The organism is Clostridium paridis (genome assembly GCF_016765615.1).
In the GTDB taxonomy this organism is placed as follows: domain Bacteria; phylum Bacillota; class Clostridia; order Clostridiales; family Clostridiaceae; genus Clostridium_T; species Clostridium_T paridis.
Genome location: NZ_JAESWA010000020.1, coordinates 112,180 through 133,205 on the forward strand (window position 1 = coordinate 112,180; position 21,026 = coordinate 133,205).

15 protein-coding genes are annotated in these 21,026 nt (G+C 31.0%); 14 read left to right on the forward strand and 1 reads right to left on the reverse strand.

Features of this window, described 5'->3' with window-relative positions:
• Positions 1 to 33: 33 nt before the first annotated feature.
• Positions 34 to 1,044: an acyltransferase family protein gene (locus JK634_RS07010; protein ID WP_202766928.1), complete on the reverse strand. Its 1,011-nt coding sequence runs from the start codon at positions 1,042 to 1,044 to the stop codon at positions 34 to 36.
• Between the two features lie 313 nt (positions 1,045 to 1,357).
• Here JK634_RS07010 and JK634_RS07015 point away from each other — a divergent pair, with 313 nt between their 5' ends.
• The 14 genes from JK634_RS07015 (at position 1,358) to JK634_RS07080 (ending at position 21,002) form a co-directional block, all read left to right on the forward strand.
• Entirely contained in the window at positions 1,358 to 2,197 is an 840-nt protein-coding gene (locus JK634_RS07015) for a MurR/RpiR family transcriptional regulator (RefSeq protein WP_202766929.1), read from the forward strand.
• A gap of 149 nt (positions 2,198 to 2,346) precedes the next feature.
• Positions 2,347 to 3,255: an N-acetylmuramic acid 6-phosphate etherase gene (murQ, locus tag JK634_RS07020; RefSeq protein ID WP_202766930.1), complete on the forward strand. Its 909-nt coding sequence runs from the start codon at positions 2,347 to 2,349 to the stop codon at positions 3,253 to 3,255.
• 73 nt (positions 3,256 to 3,328) lie between these two features.
• Positions 3,329 to 4,756 (forward strand): PTS transporter subunit EIIC, encoded by a 1,428-nt coding sequence (locus JK634_RS07025; RefSeq protein WP_202766931.1) that lies wholly within the window; start codon positions 3,329 to 3,331, stop codon positions 4,754 to 4,756.
• 83 nt (positions 4,757 to 4,839) lie between these two features.
• On the forward strand, positions 4,840 to 5,907 hold the full coding sequence (locus tag JK634_RS07030) for a DUF871 domain-containing protein (RefSeq protein WP_202766932.1): 1,068 nt from the start codon (positions 4,840 to 4,842) through the stop codon (positions 5,905 to 5,907).
• A gap of 196 nt (positions 5,908 to 6,103) precedes the next feature.
• Positions 6,104 to 8,926, forward strand: coding sequence for an excinuclease ABC subunit UvrA (gene uvrA, locus JK634_RS07035; protein ID WP_202766933.1), 2,823 nt, complete (start codon positions 6,104 to 6,106; stop codon positions 8,924 to 8,926).
• Between the two features lie 290 nt (positions 8,927 to 9,216).
• The gene (locus tag JK634_RS07040) at positions 9,217 to 9,660 is read left to right on the forward strand and encodes an FHA domain-containing protein (RefSeq protein WP_202766934.1); all 444 of its coding nucleotides are present in this window, start codon (positions 9,217 to 9,219) and stop codon (positions 9,658 to 9,660) included.
• Positions 9,661 to 9,673: 13 nt separating this feature from the next.
• The gene (locus JK634_RS07045) at positions 9,674 to 10,894 is read left to right on the forward strand and encodes an FtsW/RodA/SpoVE family cell cycle protein (protein ID WP_202766935.1); all 1,221 of its coding nucleotides are present in this window, start codon (positions 9,674 to 9,676) and stop codon (positions 10,892 to 10,894) included.
• A 3-nt stretch (positions 10,895 to 10,897) separates the two neighbouring features.
• Complete coding sequence (locus JK634_RS07050) at positions 10,898 to 12,361, forward strand: peptidoglycan D,D-transpeptidase FtsI family protein (RefSeq protein WP_202766936.1); 1,464 nt, start codon at positions 10,898 to 10,900, stop codon at positions 12,359 to 12,361.
• An 18-nt stretch (positions 12,362 to 12,379) separates the two neighbouring features.
• Positions 12,380 to 14,242 carry an excinuclease ABC subunit UvrC gene (gene uvrC / locus JK634_RS07055; RefSeq protein WP_202767023.1) on the forward strand — a complete coding sequence of 621 codons (1,863 nt, stop codon included), beginning with the start codon at positions 12,380 to 12,382 and terminating at the stop codon, positions 14,240 to 14,242.
• 149 nt (positions 14,243 to 14,391) lie between these two features.
• On the forward strand, positions 14,392 to 15,309 hold the full coding sequence (murB, locus tag JK634_RS07060) for a UDP-N-acetylmuramate dehydrogenase (RefSeq protein ID WP_202766937.1): 918 nt from the start codon (positions 14,392 to 14,394) through the stop codon (positions 15,307 to 15,309).
• A gap of 219 nt (positions 15,310 to 15,528) precedes the next feature.
• Entirely contained in the window at positions 15,529 to 16,413 is an 885-nt protein-coding gene (rapZ, locus tag JK634_RS07065) for an RNase adapter RapZ (RefSeq protein ID WP_202766938.1), read from the forward strand.
• Positions 16,410 to 17,747, forward strand: coding sequence for a gluconeogenesis factor YvcK family protein (locus tag JK634_RS07070; protein ID WP_202766939.1), 1,338 nt, complete (start codon positions 16,410 to 16,412; stop codon positions 17,745 to 17,747). Before rapZ ends, JK634_RS07070 begins: the two co-directional genes overlap by 4 nt.
• Positions 17,748 to 17,897: 150 nt before the next feature.
• Positions 17,898 to 18,854: a DNA-binding protein WhiA gene (gene whiA, locus JK634_RS07075; protein WP_202766940.1), complete on the forward strand. Its 957-nt coding sequence runs from the start codon at positions 17,898 to 17,900 to the stop codon at positions 18,852 to 18,854.
• Positions 18,855 to 19,025: 171 nt separating this feature from the next.
• On the forward strand, positions 19,026 to 21,002 hold the full coding sequence (locus JK634_RS07080) for a methyl-accepting chemotaxis protein (protein ID WP_202766941.1): 1,977 nt from the start codon (positions 19,026 to 19,028) through the stop codon (positions 21,000 to 21,002).
• Positions 21,003 to 21,026: the final 24 nt, after the last annotated feature.

The window sequence follows — 21,026 nt, forward strand, 5'->3', positions numbered from 1 at the left end:
TTTTTATATGCTAACTATTTTAATTAATGTATTTTAAGAATGAGAGTTACTTAATGATAAATGTAATCCTCCTTCAGGTAAAACTCCTTTAAATAAGGTTTTTGTTGCACTATATTTATCAACTACATAAGTAAATAACAATGCGAATCCTAAACCAGCAACAGTGAAACTTACCCAGCCTAAAGAAGGAATTTTATCCAAAAGTAAATTACCAACTGGACGATGTAGATACATTATAATTAATGAGTTTTTGCCACAGTAATTAAGGAATCTTTTTAGTCGACCATTATATAAATTATTACTAAATGCTAGTATAAATATTGTGAAGCATAAAGGATATATTAAATCCCATTGGATAGATTTAAAATAAGAATCCTTAATATTCATATAATAATAAATATTTTGAGTAGAATTTATGTGAAATAATATGAAACACATGATTCCGCTAATAATCATTGAGGATTTTGTAACTAAGTATTGTAGGATATTCTTAGAATAAAAACCTATGGCGTAATACGCTAATGCAATAGGAACTACATCCATGTCTAGGGGGTACCAGTACTTCTCAGTTATATCTGTTATTTCATTTGGAATAACTTTTATTGAATATATATGAGCAGCTATGTATCCAATAGAAATTATTGCTATAACATAGGGTGTTTTAAAATGGGTTTTTAATTTTGAAAATATAAACTTACTTATTAATAGAACAGGTATAAACCAAAAAACTCCCCAGGCAGCTTTACCGCTATATATATGATTATTAAAAGATTGAATAAAGTTACTAAATGAAGCCATATCAGGAGAAATTAAAAAATCAAAGACTATATCAATAGCTGAAAAGCAAAGATATGGTATATAAAATTTCAGAAATTGAGTTTTGAAGTTAATTCCATCCCTATAAAGTAATCCGCTAATTATAAAGAATGCAGGCATGTGAAACCAATACATATATTGGGCATACTCGAAAGGGCTATGAGATAAAATTACTGTAATTATTAATATTCCTTTTGCAATGTCTAAATACTCAATTCTCTTATTCATAAAATATCCTCCTGTATTATATCTACAAAAAAGTATAATCGTTATTTGTTTCATTTCTATGTCAAAAGTTATAGTAGATAAAATTAAAATCTGAAAAAATTATCATGCTAATAATCGACAAGAACATAATAGTTTAAAGATATGAATTTTATGTGAAGAGAATATGAAAATAGAATAAGAAATATAAAGACCTTTAAAAATAGTATTAAATAAAGAAATCAGAAATATACAAAAAAGGCAATGGTATGTTAAAATGAGTTAAATATTAAACTTTTTTCAAATAACAATAATTTATAAATTCCAGGAGGAGATTATGGGATTTTATGTACGTATAAAGCAGTATGCAACAGAGTTTACTCAGGCAGAACAGAAAATAAGTGATTATATATTACAGAACCCTGAAGAAGTAATTAACTTCTCAGCGCAGCAATTAGCCGAAAGAACAGAAACATCTGCGGCCTCTGTAGTAAGGTTTTCTAGAAAACTTGGTTTTGGTGGCTTTGGAGAGCTTAAAATAGAAATTGCTAAAACAATTACTAATAACTATGATGATAATTTTGATGCCATTATATCTTCAGAGGATTCAATTATAGATATCACTGATAAATTAGTTAATAAAGCTGTTACATCAATAAAGGAAACCCAAGGATTGATAAATTTCAAGGATTTAGAAGAGGCTATAGATATTATACGTAAAGCTGAAAATGTGTATCTATTTGGAGTAGGAGCATCTTCATTAGTAGCTATGGACTTTATGTATAAGCTTGCAAGAATAAATAAAAGAGTGGTTTATTTTATGGATAGTCATTTGCAATTAGCATCATCAGTTCATATTACAGAGAAAGATGTTGCTATTGGAATATCTTATGGAGGAAAAACAAAGGAAGTAAACGAAAGTATATCCATAGCTATTGAAAAAGGAGCAAGAGTTATAGCAATTACTAGCTGCAATAAAAATCCTCTTTCTAGTATGAGTGATATATCATTAAAGGTACCTAATGCTGAAAAACAAATTCGTTTTGGTGCAATATCTTCGAGGGTGGCCCAGCTTATAATAACAGATACATTATTTTTAGGGGTCGCAATTGATAATCTAGACAAAGTTGAAAATAGTCTGCTAGAAACTCGAAAAGCAGTTGAAAAATTGAAATAATATTTCAAAAGCATCTTCAGAAATTAAACTGAAGGTGCTTTCTTTTTTACATAATATAAAATAAAATTTCAAAAATAAACAAAAATACTTGAAATAATATTTCAATAGTATATAATTATAAATGTAAACAGTAAACGGGGGTGAAAAAAATGAGTGATATTAACTTAGAAATACTTGTAACAGAAAAAAGAAATGAAAATACTAAGAAAATAGATTCAGTAACAACATTAGAAATGCTTAAATTAATTAACGATGAAGACAAAACAGTCCCATTAGCAGTTGAAAAGGAATTAAATAAAATTTCAGATGCAGTTGATTTAATTTCGAGTAAGGTTAAGGAAGGCGGACGTTTTATTTACTGTGGTGCAGGAACTTCAGGACGTTTAGGCGTTTTAGATGCTTCAGAATGTTTACCAACCTATGGAGTCGGTGATGGCGTAATATTAGCACTAATTGCAGGTGGAAGAGATGCAATGTTTAAGGCTAAAGAGGGAGCAGAAGATTCTAAGGAACTTTGTGTAAAGGATTTAAGAGATGTTGAACTTACAGATAAAGATGTTTTAGTAGGAATTGCCGCATCGGGGAGAACTCCATATGTAATTGGAGGATTAGAATATGCAGGAAGCATAGGTGCTAGCACTATTTCGATTTCTTGCAATCCTAATTCACCAATGGCAAAGATATCTGATGTTTCAATAGCACCAGTGGTAGGTCCAGAAGTTGTAACTGGGTCAACTAGAATGAAGGCTGGTACAGCCCAAAAACTAGTATTAAATATGATATCAACAGGAGTAATGATTAAGATGGGAAAAGTTTATGGAAATCTTATGGTTGATGTAAACCCATCTAATGAAAAGCTAGTAGAACGTGCTAAAAGAATAGTAATGCAAGCTACTGAAGTTGGTAGAGAAAAGGCGGAAGAAATACTTCAAGAGACTAACTATAATGTTAAACTTTCAATCATGATGATTATTTCGAACTTAGAAAAAGAAAAAGCAGAAGAGCTATTATTACTAAATTCAGGCTACATAGCTAAAGCAGTAGAATCATTAAATTAAAAAAAGGTTTTTGAATATAAGCAAGATTTATATTCAAAAACTTCAAAAACAATTAAAGAGGGGAGTGTAAAAAATGACAAATTTAGAACTTGCAATGGAGATTCTAAAGAAAATAAACGGAAGTGGGAATGTAGATAGTTATGCAAATTGTATGACCAGATTAAGAATTAAAGTTAAGAACCTTGAAAAGGTGGATTTTGATGGGTTGAAAAAAATTGATGGTGTTCTTGGAGTTATACAAAATGAAACTGTTCAAGTTGTAATCGGCCCAGGAAAAGTTAAAAAGGTAGCTGATGAATTTGGAAAACTGGTTGAAATGAAAGGTGGCACAGTGGAGGAATCATCTGATGTGGAACATGCTGCATTAAATGAAAACCTTGCCAAGGAAACTAAAGAAAAATATAAGAAAAAGCAAAATACAAAGGTGCATGAAATATTAAAAATAGTAGGAAATATATTTGTTCCATTAATTCCAGGATTCGTTTCATCAGGATTAATTTTAGGTATTTCAAATGTTATAGCAAATATGGCTACAGCAGGAGTAATAGACAAAGGTGTTATTAATGCATCTTGGTTTATATTATTAAAAACTATTGGAGGACTATTATTTGGAGCTTTAGGAGTATTTACTGGTATAAATGCAGCTAAAGAATTTGGTGGAACTGGTGTAATTGGAGGAATTGCTGGTCTACTTATATATTCACCTGCATTAACTCAATTAAAAACCTTTAGTATATTCGGATTCAACTTACAAATTGCTACAGGTTTAGGCGGAGTATTAGGAGTTATTCTTGCAGCTTATATATTTAGTGTAATAGAAAAGTACTTAAGAAAGTATATACCAGATTCACTAGATTTGATGATAACACCTTTAGTTACTATATTAGTAGGGTCATTTATAACAATCGCAATTATTATGCCTTTATCAGGATTTATTATGAATGCTATTACTTGGTTCCTTGTAGATTTCTGCTTATATAAATTAGGTGCTCTTGGAGGATATATTTTAAGTGCAACTTTCTTACCACTTGTAACTGTTGGACTACATCAAGGATTAACTCCAGTTCATTTACAACTTATTGAAAAAGATGGATTTACAACATTACTTCCAGTATTAGCAATGGCAGGTGCTGGTCAAGTTGGTACAGCTATAGCTATCTATGTAAAAACTAAAGATAAGTCATTAAAGAATAGAATAGCAAGTGCTCTTCCAGTTGGATTTTTAGGTATTGGAGAACCATTAATATATGGAGTTTCTCTACCTCTAGGAAGACCATTTATATCAGCGTGTATAGGTGCAGGATTTGGTGGAGCTTGGTGTGCAATATATAAACTAGGAGCTATAGCAGTTGGACCTTCTGGACTAGCATTAATTCCTCTTGTTGCACAAAATAAATATTTAGCATATTTTATAGGTCTTTTGATCTCTTATGTAGCAGGTTTTATAATAACTTACTTCTGGGGATTTAAAGAAGAGATGGTTGAAAGATTATATGACTAATTAATAAAATGTAAGGATGAATGGAATTTAACTATTCATCCTTATAAATTTATAGTTAAGATTTCAGAAATAGGAGGGTGGATATGCTTGGAATTTCTATATATTTAAGTGAAAATGAACAGGATAATATGAGAAGAATTGAAGATGCATCAAAATATGGGATAGATAAAATTTTTACTTCACTACATATACCAGAGGATGGGAATAAGGAGGAACAACCAGATTTATTTAAACGGTTATGTGAATATGCAAAGAAGCATTCTATGGAGGTATATGGGGATTTCGGACCAGATAGTTTTAAAAGAATGGGATTAGATATTAATGATATTAAAGGCATATATGATATTGGCATAAGCGGAATAAGAATAGATTATGGATATGATGATGAGATAATTGCTGAAATATCTAAAGGTATTAGAATTTTCTTGAATGCTAGTACATTAACAAGAGAGCAGATAGTAAATTTAAAAGAATTAGGAGCAAATTTTAATAATATTGAAGCTTGGCATAACTTTTATCCTAGACCAGAAACTGGGCTTGATAAGGTGTACTTTATTGAGAAGAATAAAATGATTAAAAGTTTTGGAATAAAAGTATCAGCTTACGTGGTAGGAGATAAGATTAAAAGAGGCCCACTATTTTTAGGACTACCAACCCTTGAAAGCCATAGATATGAGAGTACATATAATAGTGCAGTTGAACTTTTATATGAGTATGATGTAGATGATGTGTATATAGGAGATATAGAAGCATGTACAGAAACCCTAGAAAGAATGGCATATCTTAAAGACAATATAATCGTTCTAAGATATAAGAAAGAATTCGGCGCTGAGAGATATAAGGAATTACTAAATAAAACTTATACAAGTAGGGGAGACGAATCAAGAGATGTAATTAGGGCAGAAGAGTCTAGAGGTTATGCAGGAAGCAATAGTACAATAATAAAAAAAGAAAATACTATTGAAAGATATAAAGGAAGTATAACAATAGATAATGAAGGTTATAAAAGGTATATGGGAGAACTGCAGATAACTAAAGATGATTTAAGTGCCAATGAAAATGTAAATGTCCTAGGAAAAATAATAAATGAGGATAAAAATCTTATTAACTTTATAAAAGGGCGAGTAAGATTTAAATTAATAGAAGCTTAACTATAAAAAATGCATTCGTTTTTATGACTAATCATATAAGTGGATGTGTTTTTTATTTTTTTATAATTGTTGACTAATAAGTTTTAAACATATAAAATATTAATTATACGAACAGGTGTTCATATTCAGATGAATTGAATTACATAATGACTTTAGGCAAGAATACAAAAAGATAGATATATTTCAGGAGGAAAAAATGAAAGACAAGATAATTATAAAAGGAGCAAAGGTACATAACTTAAAGAATGTAAATTTAGAGATACCTAGAGATAAATTAGTTGTTTTTACTGGGCTTTCAGGTTCTGGAAAGTCATCTTTAGCCTTTGATACTCTTTATGCGGAGGGACAAAGAAGATATGTAGAATCATTATCTGCATATGCAAGGCAATTTTTAGGCCAAATGAATAAACCGGATGTAGAATATATTGAAGGGTTATCACCAGCAATTTCTATAGATCAGAAAACTACCTCCAAGAATCCTAGATCAACTGTAGGAACAGTTACAGAGATTTATGACTATTTAAGACTGCTATATGCTAGAGTTGGAGTACCTCATTGTCCTAAATGTGGTAAGGAAATATCTCAGCAAACAGTAGATCAGATAGTTGATAGGGTAATAGCATTAGGAGAAAAAACTAAAATTCAAGTATTAGCTCCTTTAGTTAGAGGAAGAAAAGGAACTCACGAGAAAGTATTAGAACTCATTAAAAAGAATGGATTTGTTAGAGCAAGAATAGATGGTAACATTTATGACTTAACAGAAGAAGAAGTAAAGCTTGAGAAGAATATAAAGCATAGCATTGAGGCTGTAGTTGATAGACTAGTTATAAAAGATGACATTGAGAGAAGATTAACTGATTCTTTGGAAATGGCACTTAAACTAGGAGATGGTCTTGTTCTTATAAATATGGTGGGTGGAGAAGATATATTATTCTCTGAGAAATTCGTTTGTCCAGATTGTGGAATAAGTATAGATGAATTAGAGCCAAGATTATTTTCATTTAATACTCCTTTTGGAAAATGTGATTATTGTGATGGGTTAGGAACATTATTAGAGATAGATGAGAACTTAGTTATTCCAGATAAGTCATTATCAATAATGCAGGGAGCTATAGCATCTTGGGGAGAAGGAAGATTAAAAGAGGATGCTTGGACTTTTGCAGTTTTAAAAGCATTAAGTGAAAAATATGATTTTAGTCTTAATACTCCAATAAAGGATTTGCCTAAGAATATTGTCGACCTTCTGCTTTATGGAACAAAAGGCGAAAGATTAAAAGTGGAATATGTTAAGGATGGAGTTAAAGGAATATATTCTCATAGTTTTGATGGTGAAATAACTTCTTTAAAGAGAAGGTATATGGAAACAAACTCTGACTTAATAAAAGGCGAAATAGAAAAATATATGAGCAATAATCATTGTCCTAAATGTAAAGGGGCAAGACTTAAGCCAGAAGCATTAGCAGTTACTGTTGGAGATAAAAATATAAATGAATTTACAAAGTTATCAGTTAAAGATGAGTTAGTGTATATTGACTCAATAGAATTATCAGAAAAGAATAAGGTTATTTCTGCACAAATTCTTAAGGAAATCAAAAGTAGATTACAATTCCTTAAAGATGTTGGCTTAGATTATCTAGATCTAGCTAGAAATTCAGGAACCCTATCGGGGGGAGAAGCACAGAGAATAAGACTTGCTACTCAGATTGGATCTTATTTAATGGGAGTTTTATATATTCTAGATGAACCAAGTATAGGACTTCATCAAAGAGATAATGATAAATTAATCTCAACCTTAAAGAATTTAAGAGATGTTGGAAATACAGTAATAGTTGTAGAGCATGATGAAGATACTATTAAAGAAGCAGATTTTATAGTGGATATAGGTCCAGGAGCAGGAGAACATGGAGGAAATATAGTTGCAGCAGGACCTCTTAGTGTAATTGAGACTTCAAAAGAATCAATTACTGGACAATATCTTAGAGGTGAAAAGAAGATTGAGGTTCCAAAAGAAAGAAGAAAAGGTAATGGTAATTTTATAACTGTTAAGGGAGCAAAAGAAAATAATCTTAAGAATGTTAATGCCAAATTCCCACTTGGTGCATTAACTATGGTTACAGGGGTATCAGGTTCAGGGAAAAGTACATTAGTTAATGAAATTTTATACAAAGGTTTATATAAGACAATTAATAGATCTAACATAGTACCTGGAGAGCATAAAGAAATACTTGGACATGAAGCAATTGATAAGATTATTGATATAGATCAAAGTCCTATAGGTAGAACTCCACGTTCAAACCCAGCTACTTACACAGGAGTTTTTGATATAATCCGTGAGCTATTTGCACAAACAACGGAATCAAAAATGAAGGGATATAAGGCAGGTAGATTCTCCTTTAATGTTAAAGGTGGAAGATGTGAAGCTTGTTCCGGTGATGGAATAATAAAGATAGAGATGCAATTCCTTTCAGATGTATATGTTCCATGTGAAGTATGTAAAGGGAAAAGATATAATAGAGAAACTTTAGAGGTAAAATATAAGGGCAAAAATATAGATGATGTTTTAAATATGACTGTAGAAGAAGCATTAAAGTATTTCGAAAATTTACCTAGAATAAAAAACAAACTTCAAACTTTACATGATGTAGGATTAGGGTATATCAGATTAGGGCAGCCTTCTACGCAACTTTCTGGAGGAGAAGCACAAAGAATTAAACTTGCTTACGAGCTTTCAAAGAGAAGTACAGGAAAAACTCTTTATATTCTTGATGAGCCTACAACAGGATTACACATAGATGATGTTAGTAAGCTAGTGGAGATACTTCAAAGATTAGTTGAGGCAGGAAATTCTGTGGTTGTAATTGAACATAATCTTGATATGATTAAGTGTGCAGATTACATTATAGACTTAGGACCAGAAGGCGGAGATGGCGGAGGTACAATAATTGCAACAGGTACGCCAGAACAAATAGTGAAGGTGGAAGAGTCTTACACTGGTAAGTATTTGAAAAAGTATCTATAAGTAATGAAAGATTTATTATTTAAGAATATAGAATTTTAATGAAATACATCAATAAGGGTATCCTATTTATATGTAATATACCGAAATAATTAGGATATCCTTATTTTCTTTAGATTAATTTAATAAATAAATCATTCATTCTACAATGTTAGGGCAATTTTTAGTGTATAATCATAAATATAATCATAAAAATGTTTTAAAATCAATAATTAAGAAATATTAATAGATTATATAATAATTTTTAAGTTTCTCATTATATAACATTGAAGTAATTAAATAGGGGTGAGTACATGAATTTTCAAAAACTGATAGCGGGGGCCTTCGCAATTTTATTTATTATAATATTATATATTATTATTTATTACGCATTGAAAATTATGAATAAAGATATAAGAGGTGGAAATAAAAGACGAGGTACTTCAAAAAAAGGACAAAAATCTTATGGAATAGAAGTAGAGTCATCAGGAGATAATCCAAATTTAAAGCAAGGGACTCTTATTCATATTAGAGACACAGTTTCTATAGGTAGAAGAGACGATAATTCAATAGTTTTGACAGATTCATTTGTATCAGGATATCATGCAAAGTTATTTGTAAGAAATAATAATTTTTATGTAGAGGATTTGGGAAGTACAAATGGTACTTTCTTAAATGATTCAAGGATTGATGGCAGAGCAAAGCTAAATGTAAATGATGAATTAAAAATAGGATCTGTAGTTTTCAGGGTTATTTAATTGAGGTGAGTAAATGAATACAGTAAGAGATGAAAGAAAATTACTATTTATGACATACTTTTTGACAATAGCTCTTTTTGGTGATTTGGCACTATTAAAAGATCCTATTGATATAGGGGCACTTATTATGGGAGGAATAGTATTATTACTTATAGCATATGCACATTTTGTTGTAAGAAAGTTTTTCCCAGATGGAGATAAGTTTTTATTGATATTCTCAGTGATATTATCAGTAATTGGTATAGCTGTACTATATAGGCTGAATACTGAAACAGCTATAAAACAAGTTATATGGTTTGTATTGGGTATAACTTCTTTTGTATTAATCACAGTTTTATTACCTGACTTTAAGCGCTTTTATAAATATAAGTACTATTATTTGGGTGCAGTAGCAGTTTTTATGCCTATGGCTTTATTAATAGGAAAGGTACAGTATGGGGCAAAGAACTGGGTAATAATTGGACCAATAAGTATACAGCCATCAGAGATTGGAAAGATCTTCTTAATTCTATACTTAGGAGCATCTCTAAAGGATTATGTAGATAAGAAAAACTTAATAGGAGATGCCAAACAATTAATAGAGCCGGCACTTGTTAGTATGGCATCTATTGGCTGTATGGTGCTTCAAAGAGATTTAGGTTCTGCACTCTTGTTTTTTGGAATCACAGTAACGATGCTTTATGTAGCATCATCAAAAGTTAAGTATGTGTTAATATGTCTAGTACTATTTGCAGCAGGAGCAGTAGCATCATATTATTTGTTTGGGCATGTAAGAGAAAGAGTTATTATATGGCAGAATATATGGCAATACGCCAATGATGAAAGTTATCAAATAGTTCAAGGGCTATTTTCTATTTCTTCAGGCGGAATGTTTGGTACAGGGCTTGGACAAGGCTATCCATCATTTGTTCCAGTAAATACTTCTGACTACATTTTTGCAATTATTTGTGAAGAATTTGGAATGGTTTTTGGTATAGGAATATTAATAATATATTTCTTATTATTTTATAGAGGAATGAGAGCGGCTATTAAAGTAGAAGATAGATTCTCTCAACTAGCAGCAGTAGGATTTTCCGCAATGATAGCATCCCAAGTATTAGTTATAATTGGAGGAGTATTCGCAGTTATTCCCCTTACAGGAATAACCCTTCCGCTTATAAGTGCTGGAGGAAGTTCAATGCTTACAATTTTCTTGGCATTAGGAATGCTTCAGAAAATATCAGAGGAGGGTTAAAGGATGAAGGATACACAAGCAAGTATAAAAAAAGTAATGATAGTGTTCGCTTTCTTACTTTTAGCCTTAATAACATATATTGCATACTTTCAGGCATTTAAGGCACCTGCAATAGCTGAGAAACCTGAAAATCAGAGATTATGGGCGGAAAGAAATAAGGTTCTAAGAGGGACCATTTATGATAGAAATATGACAGCTCTTACTGAAAGTAAGAAGACCGGAACATTAACTCAAGAAAGAAAGTATGTATATGGATCTTTATATTCACATGTTTTAGGATATTCAAACGAGAAATATGGGTTAAGCGGGTTAGAATATTTATATGACAAAGATTTAAGAAGTTACGATAAAATATCAGCGTCAATTAATAGTGTATTAAATAAACTAAACATTAAGGAAGTATTTAACAATCGAACTAGTCAAGGTGAAGAGGCAATAGGAAATTCGCTAGTTACTAGTTTAGATACAAATATTCAAACGACAGCATGGCAAGCATTAGGAAATCGTAAAGGAGCAGTTGTTGTACTAGATCCAAAAACAGGGGAAATAGTTGCATCAGTTTCTAATCCTGCTTTTGATCCTAATAATCTAGATAAAGCAATGCAAACTGCAAATTCGGGAGCTAGTTCAGGTTTCCCACTAATAAACAGAGCAGTTTCAGGAATGTATGCGCCAGGTTCCACATTTAAGATAGTAACTTTAACATCAGCACTGGAGAACATACCAGGAGTTACAAGTAGAACATTCCAAGATAATGGGAAAATAGATTTCCCAGATGGAAGCAAGCTTTGGAACTTAAACCATAATGTTTATGGTTCACTTTCATTAAAAACAGCTTTAGCGTATTCATCAAACGTAGTATTTGGAACACTAGCTATGGAATTAGGAAATGATAAGCTTAAGAAAACTGCTGAGGATTTTGGATTTAATAAATCATTGCCTTCAGATGGAATTGCATTTAATAAAAGTGCTTTTCCAACATTGAATTCTAGTGAAAAAGGAAGCATAGCACAAACTGGTATAGGGCAAAGTTCAATTTTAGCATCTCCGCTTCAAATGGCTTTAGTCGTTTCAGCTGTTGCAAATAATGGGATTATGATGGAACCTAAATTAGTAAATAAAGTTGTAGATAAGAATGGAAAAACAGTGAGAGAAATTCAGAGTAAACAAATTGCAAATCCTATATCAAGTGGGGACGATGCAATTATAAAAGATTATATGAAGAGCCTAGTAGATGGAAGAATTAATAGAGACTGGGGTGTTTTCAAGGGTTTAAATGCTGCTGGTAAAACAGGAACAGCGGAAACAAGTGATGCAAATGCAGACCCACATTCATGGTTTATCGGGTTTGCGCCTGTAGATAATCCAAAGTATGCAATAGCAGTAATTGTAGAAAATGGAGGAGCAGGTGGTGGAGTTGCTGCACAAATAGCAGGTTCAGTATTGAAAGCTTCGCTAGGACAATAAACGGAAGAGGTGATTTCTATATTTGACTTTGAGTATCATTTAAAAAACCTTCCTGACAAACCTGGAGTTTATATTATGAAAAATTCCTTGGGAGAAGTTATTTATGTTGGGAAGGCAAAAGTCTTAAAAAATAGAGTAAGACAATATTTTCAAAGTAATAAAAATCATTCGGAAAAAGTAAAAAAAATGGTGAGTAACATAACTGAATTTGAATATATTGTTACAGATTCAGAAATGGAAGCATTGTTATTAGAATGTAATCTAATAAAAAAATATAGTCCAAGGTACAATATTGCGTTAAAGGATGATAAATTTTATCCGTTTATTAAAATAACGACAAATGAGGATTTCCCTAGAGTGTATGTAACAAGAAATTATGCTAAAGATGGGAATAAGTATTTTGGACCATATGTAAATGCCACATCAGTTTATGAAACCATAGATTTAATTAAGAAGATATATCCCTTAAGAACATGTAAGAGATCCATAACAGAAGGAGGAGAAAAAACTAGGCCTTGTTTGAACTATCATATAAAGCTATGTAAAGCTCCTTGTGCAGGATATCAGACTAAAGAAGATTATGGAAACATGATTAAGGAAATAATTGAGATATTAAATGGTAAGGATACAAAAATCATAAAGGATCTTAAAGAACAAATGCAGGTAGCATCAAGTGAATTAGAGTTTGAGAAGGCTGCAGAGCTTAGGGATAGGGCTCTATCTATAGAGAACATAATAGAAAGACAAAAGATGTTTACAGTAAGAGAAGGAGATGAAGACTACATCAACCTTTACTGTGATGGTAAAGGTTGTTGTGTTCAAATTTTCTTTTCAAGAGATGGCAAGATAAGTGGAAGAGAACATTTCGTTTTTGAAGACAAAGCAGACTATAGCAAGAGTGAAGTACTATATCAGTTTATTACTAGCTTTTATGGTGGAACGGCACAAATACCAAAAAATATTTATCTACCAGAAATTGAAGAATTAGAATTATTAGAAGAATTTTTAACAATTAAAAGAGGTTCTAAAGTTTGGATTAAGATACCAAAAAAAGGTGAGAAACTAGAACTTTTGCAGATGGTTGAAGAAAATGCTAAAATGACATTAGAGAAATTTAAGGATAAGATTTTAAGTGAGAAAGAAATAAATAGGATTTCCTTGGAAGAATTAAGAGAACTGCTTGATTTAGATGAACTGCCTATGAGGATAGAAGCTTATGATATATCTAACATACAGGGAGTAGATTCTGTAGGAACTATGGTAGTTTTTGAAGAAGGAAAGCCTAAGAATAGTGATTACAGAAGATTTAAAATTAAAACTGTACAGGGACCAAATGATTATGAAAGTATGAGAGAAGTCTTATCAAGAAGATTTAGTCATGGATTAGATGAAGTAAAACAGATTCAAGAGAGAAAGCTCACATTAGCAGGGGGAAAGTTTTCAGTTTTTCCAGATTTAATTCTTATGGATGGAGGGAAAGGGCAAGTTAACATAGCACTTCAAGTATTAGATTCATATGGAATTGAAATTCCTGTATGCGGATTAGTAAAAGATGATAAGCATAATACAAGAGGTCTTATTTATAATAATGAAGAAATTATTATAGCAAGAAGAGGAAATTTGTTCCACATGCTAACGAGAATACAGGATGAAGTTCATAGATTTGCTATAACCTATCATAGATCATTAAGAGATAAAAGAACCCTTCATTCCATTTTAGAAGATATACCTTTTGTAGGAGAAAAGAGAAGAAGGAATCTCCTTATGAAGTTTGGAAGTGTAGACAATATAAAAAAAGCTTCAATAGATGATCTTTTAGAAACGCCTGGAATAGATAAAAAAGCTGCTGAAAGTATAAAAAAGTACTTTAGTGGCAATTAAAATATAATAGGAACCTTAACACAAGTTATAACAAAACCGTATAATGTATTTAGAGAGAAATACAAAACGCATAATATAAAACTTGTTAAAATTATAAATATTAATTATACTTATATATTGGAGTATTACTAAACAAGAGGAGTTTTGAAATGAATCAATACCATAACCTATTAAGTTCGCTGGAGAAAATATTAGACAAATCTGATATTGAAATAGATGCACCAATGAGTGAACACATTTATTTTAAAGTTGGAGGACCTGTAGACTTTTTAGTTAGTCCAAGAAAAAAAGAACAAGTTGCAGAGATTGTTAAATTATGTAGTTTAGAAAAAATTCCATATTATATAATTGGAAATGGCTCAAACCTATTAGTAAAAGATGGTGGAATAAGAGGCGTAGTTATTAAACTTACTGATCTTAAAGACATAAGAATGGAAAATAATTTAATATATGCAGATTGTGGAGCTTTATTAAAAGATGTTTCAAAACTAGCACTAGATAACTCCTTAACTGGTTTTGAGTTTGCTTGTGGAATCCCAGGAAGTGTTGGAGGGGCTGTGTTTATGAATGCAGGTGCCTACGATGGTGAGATTTCTAATGTAATTAAATGGGCAGAAATTATTGATAATAATTTCAATATAATAAAGCTAAATAAGGAAGATTTAAAGCTAGGATACAGAAGTTCTATTGTAATGGAAGAAGGAAATGTAGTCTTAGGAGCATGTTTTGAACTTGCTAATGGAGATAAAGATAAAATAGAAGCTAGAGTGAATGAACTTACGTCAAGAAGAGAAGAGAAGCAGCCATTAGAATATCCTTCAGCTGGAAGTACATTTAAAAGACCAGAAGGTTATTTCGCTGGAAAGTTAATTCAAGATTCAGGGCTTAAGGGTTTTTCAATAGGAGGAGCTGCAGTATCTGAAAAACATTCTGGGTTTATTATAAACAAAGATAAAGCAACAGCTCAAGATATCATTGATGTTATACATCATGTTCAAAAGACTGTAAAGGAAAAATTTGGAGTAGAACTTCATACAGAAGTTAGGATATTAGGTGAAGATAAATAGCCTAAAATAATACTAATTTATAAATAAAAACTAGAGAGATTGAAGTGTTTTATTAAGTCTCTCTAGTTTTTATTGTTTTAAAGTATAAATGTCATCTTAGTTAATATAAATATAACTACAAAGAACTCTAATTATGATATAATTTTATACAAGAAAATCTTTTGAGAAAGGACGGTGAATTCCTGATTTTGAATTAGTGTAAAAGAAATCAGGATGCTTATGAGATTTGTAATTGTAACAGGACTGTCGGGAGCAGGAAAAACTGAGGCTACTAGAAATCTTGAGGATTTAGGATATTTTTGTGTTGATAACTTGCCACCTAAACTTATTCCTAAATTTGCTGAAGCATGTGTACAAAGTGAAGGAAAAATAGATAAGGTTGCATTGGTTATAGATATAAGAGGTGGAGTATTCTTTGATGATATCTTTGAAAGTTTAAATTACTTGAAAAGACAAGAATTTAAATATGAGATCCTCTTTTTAGACGCATCAGATGATGTCCTAGTAAAAAGATTTAAGGAAGCAAGAAGAAGCCATCCATTAGCTCAAAATGGAAGAGTAATTACAGGAATAAATCTAGAAAGAAATAAACTGATTGAAGTAAAGCATAGAGCTGACTTAATAATAGACACATCTAAATATGCAATTAAAGACTTAAGAGAAAAGATGAATGAGTATTATGGGACTGGAAAAGAAGTTGAAAGACAGCTTTCAACTACAGTACTTTCCTTTGGGTTTAAGTATGGAATACCAGTAGATGCAGATTTGGTATTTGATGTTAGATTTCTTCCTAATCCATTCTATATACCAGAATTAAAACCATATTCAGGTATAGATAAACCAGTAAGAGATTATGTAATTAAACATGAAGAAACAAAAGGTTTTTTAGAGAGATTAGAAGATATGATAAAATTTCTAATACCGAATTACATAAAGGAAGGAAAACGACAGCTTATCATCGCTATAGGTTGTACTGGTGGTAGACATAGATCAGTAGCAATAGCAAATGAAATATATGAGAGATTAAATAAATTAAATTATAAGGCATCAATCGAACATAGAGATATACATGAAGATGTAAATAAGGGAGCAAAGAAGCTATGAAGTTTTTAGATTGGCTTAGGCCAGGTATCAAGGTGAAAAGGTGGATACTATTTGGTATCTTTGGGGTACTACTTATTGCCTTTGGATTTACTGAATTAGCATTTCATAGAGCATATTATTTTTACTATAAAGTATTTTATATATTCTTAAATATAACTGGAATATTTGTTTTGTATGTATCTGCAACAGAGGTAATGAGAGGGATAATAGCATTAATTAATAAAGGATATATAAAAGTTTCATTAGATTCTCAGAAGATTGAAAACTTAATTTATGAAAAGAGACTATTGATTAAGGGCCCTAAAATTGTTGTAATCGGAGGAGGTACTGGACTTTCTACAATGCTTAGAGGATTAAAGTACTACACTTCTAATATAACTGCAATTGTAACAGTAGCTGATGATGGGGGCGGTTCGGGTGATTTAAGGGAAGATTTAGGAATTCTTCCTCCTGGAGATATAAGAAACTGTATACTTGCATTAGCAGATATGGAACCTCTTATGGAGAATTTATTACAATATAGATTTACAGATGGAAGACTTAAAAATCAAAGTTTTGGAAATCTATTTCTAGCTGCAATGGATGGTATATCTGATAATTTTGAGGATGCCGTTCAGAAAATGAGTTCTGTACTTGCAGTTACTGGTAAGGTTGTGCCAGTAACTCTTGAGAATATGAGATTAAAGGCACTATTAGAAAATGGAAGCATAGTTGAGGGAGAATCGCAAATTCCAGAAGAGGCATTAAAACAAAATAGTAAAATTAAAAAGCTTATGATAGAACCAGAGGATGCAGAACCTTTGAAGGAGGCCATAACAGCTATCAGAGAAGCGGATGCAATTATAATGGGCCCTGGTAGTTTATATACTTCTGTTTTACCAAATTTATTGGTGAAAAAGATAGCTTCAAATGTTAGAAGAAGTAGTGCGCTAAAGATATACATTTCGAATATAATGACTCAGCCAGGAGAAACGGATGGGTTTAAAGTATCTGATCATTTAAAAACTTTATATAAACACTGCGGAAGAGATATAGTAGATTATGTAATTGCAAATGTTCAGAAATTACCTAAAAATCTTTCGCCTAAATATAAAGAGGAAGGTTCTGAGATAGTTGCGCTAGACAAAGATGTAATAAACAAAATGGGAATAGAAATAATAGAAGCAAATTTAATTAACTACACAAATGATGTTGTAAGACACAATCATGAAGAATTAGCAAGAGTAATAATGACTACAGTTATGGAAAAATCACTTCTATTTGATAAGAAGAAAATCATTGAATATATGTATCTATCTCAACGTTTGAAGGAAGAGAGCAATAAAAAAATATAATTATTAAACCAAGGGGACGTGTTGTTTGCCGTGGCAAACAATACGTCCCTTTGATTAAAATTTTTAAAATGAGAATTCCTTATTAAAATCCTCTATGCTATAATAAAATATATTTTTGTGGTTAAAAATAATATTTTGAAAGGAGAGACTATGTCATCATTTTCATCAAAAGTTAAAGGCGAAATATGCAGATATCAAGATATTACAAGAGAAGAAGCGTTGGCAGAACTTTCAGCTATTATGAAAGTAAGTGGTACTTTAGCTTTTAGCGGAAGACAAATAAGCTTTAAGATCACTACAGAAAATCCAGGCGCAGCAAGGTTGATTTTTTCTCTTCTTAAGGAGCATTTTGATATACACTCAAAACTTATGGTAAAAAAAGGAAATGCCTTAAAGAAGAATAATATATATATGATTGTAATGACAGAAGAGATGGGAGTAAAGGACTTGTTGTATGAAACAGGAATATTTAAAGAAGTAGACTCTGTTATGTCATTAAGCTATGGAATAGAGCCAGAAATGGTTAACGAGGACGAGAAAGCAAGAGCATATATTAGAGGTGCATTCTTAGGTGGTGGAAGTATATCTAATCCTGAAAAGACTTATCATCTAGAATTTGTTACACATAGTGAAGAATATGCTAAGGACTTAAGTAAATTAATTAATAGGTTTAGCCTAAATTCTAAAGTTATACAAAGAAAAAACAGCTTTATTGTATATATAAAAGAAGGCGAGCAAATTGTAGACCTCCTTAATATACTGGGAGCACATACCTGTTTGTTAGAACTTGAAAATATAAGAATAATGAAAGAAATGAGAAACAATGTAAATAGACTTGTAAACTGTGAAACAGCAAATTTAAGTAAAACAGTTAATGCAGCAGTGAGACAAGTAGAGAGTATAAAATTAATTCAAAATCAAATAGGACTACAGAGATTGCCTCAAAACTTAAGAGAAATTGCTGAGCTTAGATTAAATTATCCAGATGAATCCTTAAAGGAATTGGGAGAAATGCTTGATCCTCCAGTTGGTAAATCTGGAATAAATCATAGACTTAGAAAAATTGAAAAGATAGCAGAAGAGTTAAGAGAAAACAAATCTTTTTAATTGATTAATATTAAGTTTTTGTTGAAAAATGTTACGCCAAGTTAAATAAGGTTAAAAGTGCATAATTTACATGCACTTTTTCTTTTTTTCATTGTACAATCTAGGAGAATCAAATGAAAATATAAATAATTTACTCTGGTAATTTATTATGTATAGCTTGGGGGATGAAAAATGAGACTTGGCAAAACTATAAAAGTACAGCTTCTTGTTCCAATTATGACAATTATAATTTTATTAGTACTTGGATTATCGTATATTGCTATGAGTGAATCAAAGAAGAATATTAGTGAAAATTCTAAAAGATATTTGCAAGTATTAAGTAAAGAAAAGACTAATAGTATCAATAGCTTAATCAATGAGAATCTGACTAATATGTGGGGAATAAGCAATAATAAGATATTGAAAGATGGAGATTCTTGGGAGCTAATTAAGAATCTTTTAGAGTCTCAAAAGAAATCGAAAGATCATATTTCAATTGGAATAGCAGACTTAAACGGAAAAGTAACTTTTAGTGATGATACCACTGGACAAATAGATGACATGGATTTTTTTAAGGGAGCATTAGGTGGACAAGGAGTAGTTAGAAAAGCGGGAGTAGACTCAGAAGGAAAGATAATATTTCAATACATAGTACCAATTGTGGCAGACGGAAGTATTTCTAAAGTTTTGGTTGTAAATAGATATGAACCTGAGATTGATAGAATTGTAAATAAAGATGTTATGGAAAATGGTACTGGAGTTATCATAGATTCAAAGGGAAACATAGAAGTATATAAAGATAAAAATAAAATAGGTAAAAGTTTTGGGCAAACTATAGGTAGCAGTGATTTAGTAAAAGTTCAAAACAATATGATTAAAGGCAAGGAAGGCATAGAAAACTATAAGCAGGATTCAAAAACTAATATGATAGCTTATGGTTCAATAAAAGAATTAGGATGGTCTTTCGGACTATATTTAGATCAAGAAGGAATACTAAAAGAAGTAAGAAATATGACTGATAGGCTACTCATGGTAGGAGTAATTGCTTTAATATTAGCAGCAATTGTAGCAGTTATAATAATAAATGTAATATCTAAAAAACTTAAAAGAATAAAGAAGCATATTGAAAGTCTTTCAAATGGAGATTTAACTTTTGAAATTGACGAAAAGCATTTACGAAGAAATGATGAAATTGCTGAAATTGAGAAGGCGATTGGAACTACACAAGGATATATTTCAGATATTATTACTTTGATAAAATCAAATGCTTCAATTATAGATGAAAAGTCAGAAGTGCTCTCAAACACATCTGTAGATTTTGTGGCATCAACTGAAAATGTAGCAAATTCTATTAATAATGTTGCAGAAGGAAGCAAGGGACAAGCAGATAGATTATCAGAAATAGTTGAAGTGGTTAATGAATTTAGTAATGATCTTGATGGAATAACCAGTCAATTTGAAAACATAAATAGAATGACAGTGGGGATTGATAATAAGGCCAATAATTCTAATGTTTCAATGGAAAAGGTAATAAATAGTCTTAAGGAATTGAAAAACACATTTAATAATTTCAATGAAAAAATACAATTAATGAATAACAATATGCTAAAAGTAAATGAAATGACAGTGATGATAAAAGGAATATCTGAACAAACAAATCTACTTGCTTTAAATGCAGCAATTGAAGCAGCTTCAGCAGGAGAAGCTGGAAGAGGCTTTGCAGTTGTAGCTGATGAGGTAAGAAAGCTTGCTGAAAAGAGTAAAGCTGCTTCAGATAACATCTTTAACATAGCAAATAATATATTAAAGGATACAAATAGTATTTCAACAACAAGTGAAAAGATGAACGATGAGCTTCAAGATCAAGAGGAAGCTATCAATGGTTCCATTGAAGCATTTAGAGAGATATCTTCTTCAATTAGAGAAATAGCTCCTAGAATAAGAAAGGTAAATGAAAATGTTGAATTACTTAATTCTCAAAAAGATATTATAGTGACAAAAAGTATAGAAGTAGCAAATATTTCTCAGGAAATATCTTCTTCGGCAGAAGAAATTTCATCTGCAACCCAAGAAATGACTGCATCATCTCAAGAGTTATATGCAACTTCACAAGAACTTAATGAAATGACTGTAGTAATGAAAGAAAATGTAGATATATTTAAGGTGTAATTAAATATTTAATAATAAAAGTCA

Bases quoted from the DNA above. Each gene is read 5' to 3' on its own strand.
- JK634_RS07010 (WP_202766928.1), bottom strand. From the start codon at position 1,044: ATGAATAAGAGAATTGAGTATTTAGACATTGCAAAAGGAATATTAATA.
- JK634_RS07015 (WP_202766929.1), top strand. From the start codon at position 1,358: ATGGGATTTTATGTACGTATAAAGCAGTATGCAACAGAGTTTACTCAG.
- murQ (WP_202766930.1), top strand. From the start codon at position 2,347: ATGAGTGATATTAACTTAGAAATACTTGTAACAGAAAAAAGAAATGAA.
- JK634_RS07025 (WP_202766931.1), top strand. From the start codon at position 3,329: ATGACAAATTTAGAACTTGCAATGGAGATTCTAAAGAAAATAAACGGA.
- JK634_RS07030 (WP_202766932.1), top strand. From the start codon at position 4,840: ATGCTTGGAATTTCTATATATTTAAGTGAAAATGAACAGGATAATATG.
- uvrA (WP_202766933.1), top strand. From the start codon at position 6,104: ATGAAAGACAAGATAATTATAAAAGGAGCAAAGGTACATAACTTAAAG.
- JK634_RS07040 (WP_202766934.1), top strand. From the start codon at position 9,217: ATGAATTTTCAAAAACTGATAGCGGGGGCCTTCGCAATTTTATTTATT.
- JK634_RS07045 (WP_202766935.1), top strand. From the start codon at position 9,674: ATGAATACAGTAAGAGATGAAAGAAAATTACTATTTATGACATACTTT.
- JK634_RS07050 (WP_202766936.1), top strand. From the start codon at position 10,898: ATGAAGGATACACAAGCAAGTATAAAAAAAGTAATGATAGTGTTCGCT.
- murB (WP_202766937.1), top strand. From the start codon at position 14,392: ATGAATCAATACCATAACCTATTAAGTTCGCTGGAGAAAATATTAGAC.
- rapZ (WP_202766938.1), top strand. From the start codon at position 15,529: ATGAGATTTGTAATTGTAACAGGACTGTCGGGAGCAGGAAAAACTGAG.
- JK634_RS07070 (WP_202766939.1), top strand. From the start codon at position 16,410: ATGAAGTTTTTAGATTGGCTTAGGCCAGGTATCAAGGTGAAAAGGTGG.
- whiA (WP_202766940.1), top strand. From the start codon at position 17,898: ATGTCATCATTTTCATCAAAAGTTAAAGGCGAAATATGCAGATATCAA.
- JK634_RS07080 (WP_202766941.1), top strand. From the start codon at position 19,026: ATGAGACTTGGCAAAACTATAAAAGTACAGCTTCTTGTTCCAATTATG.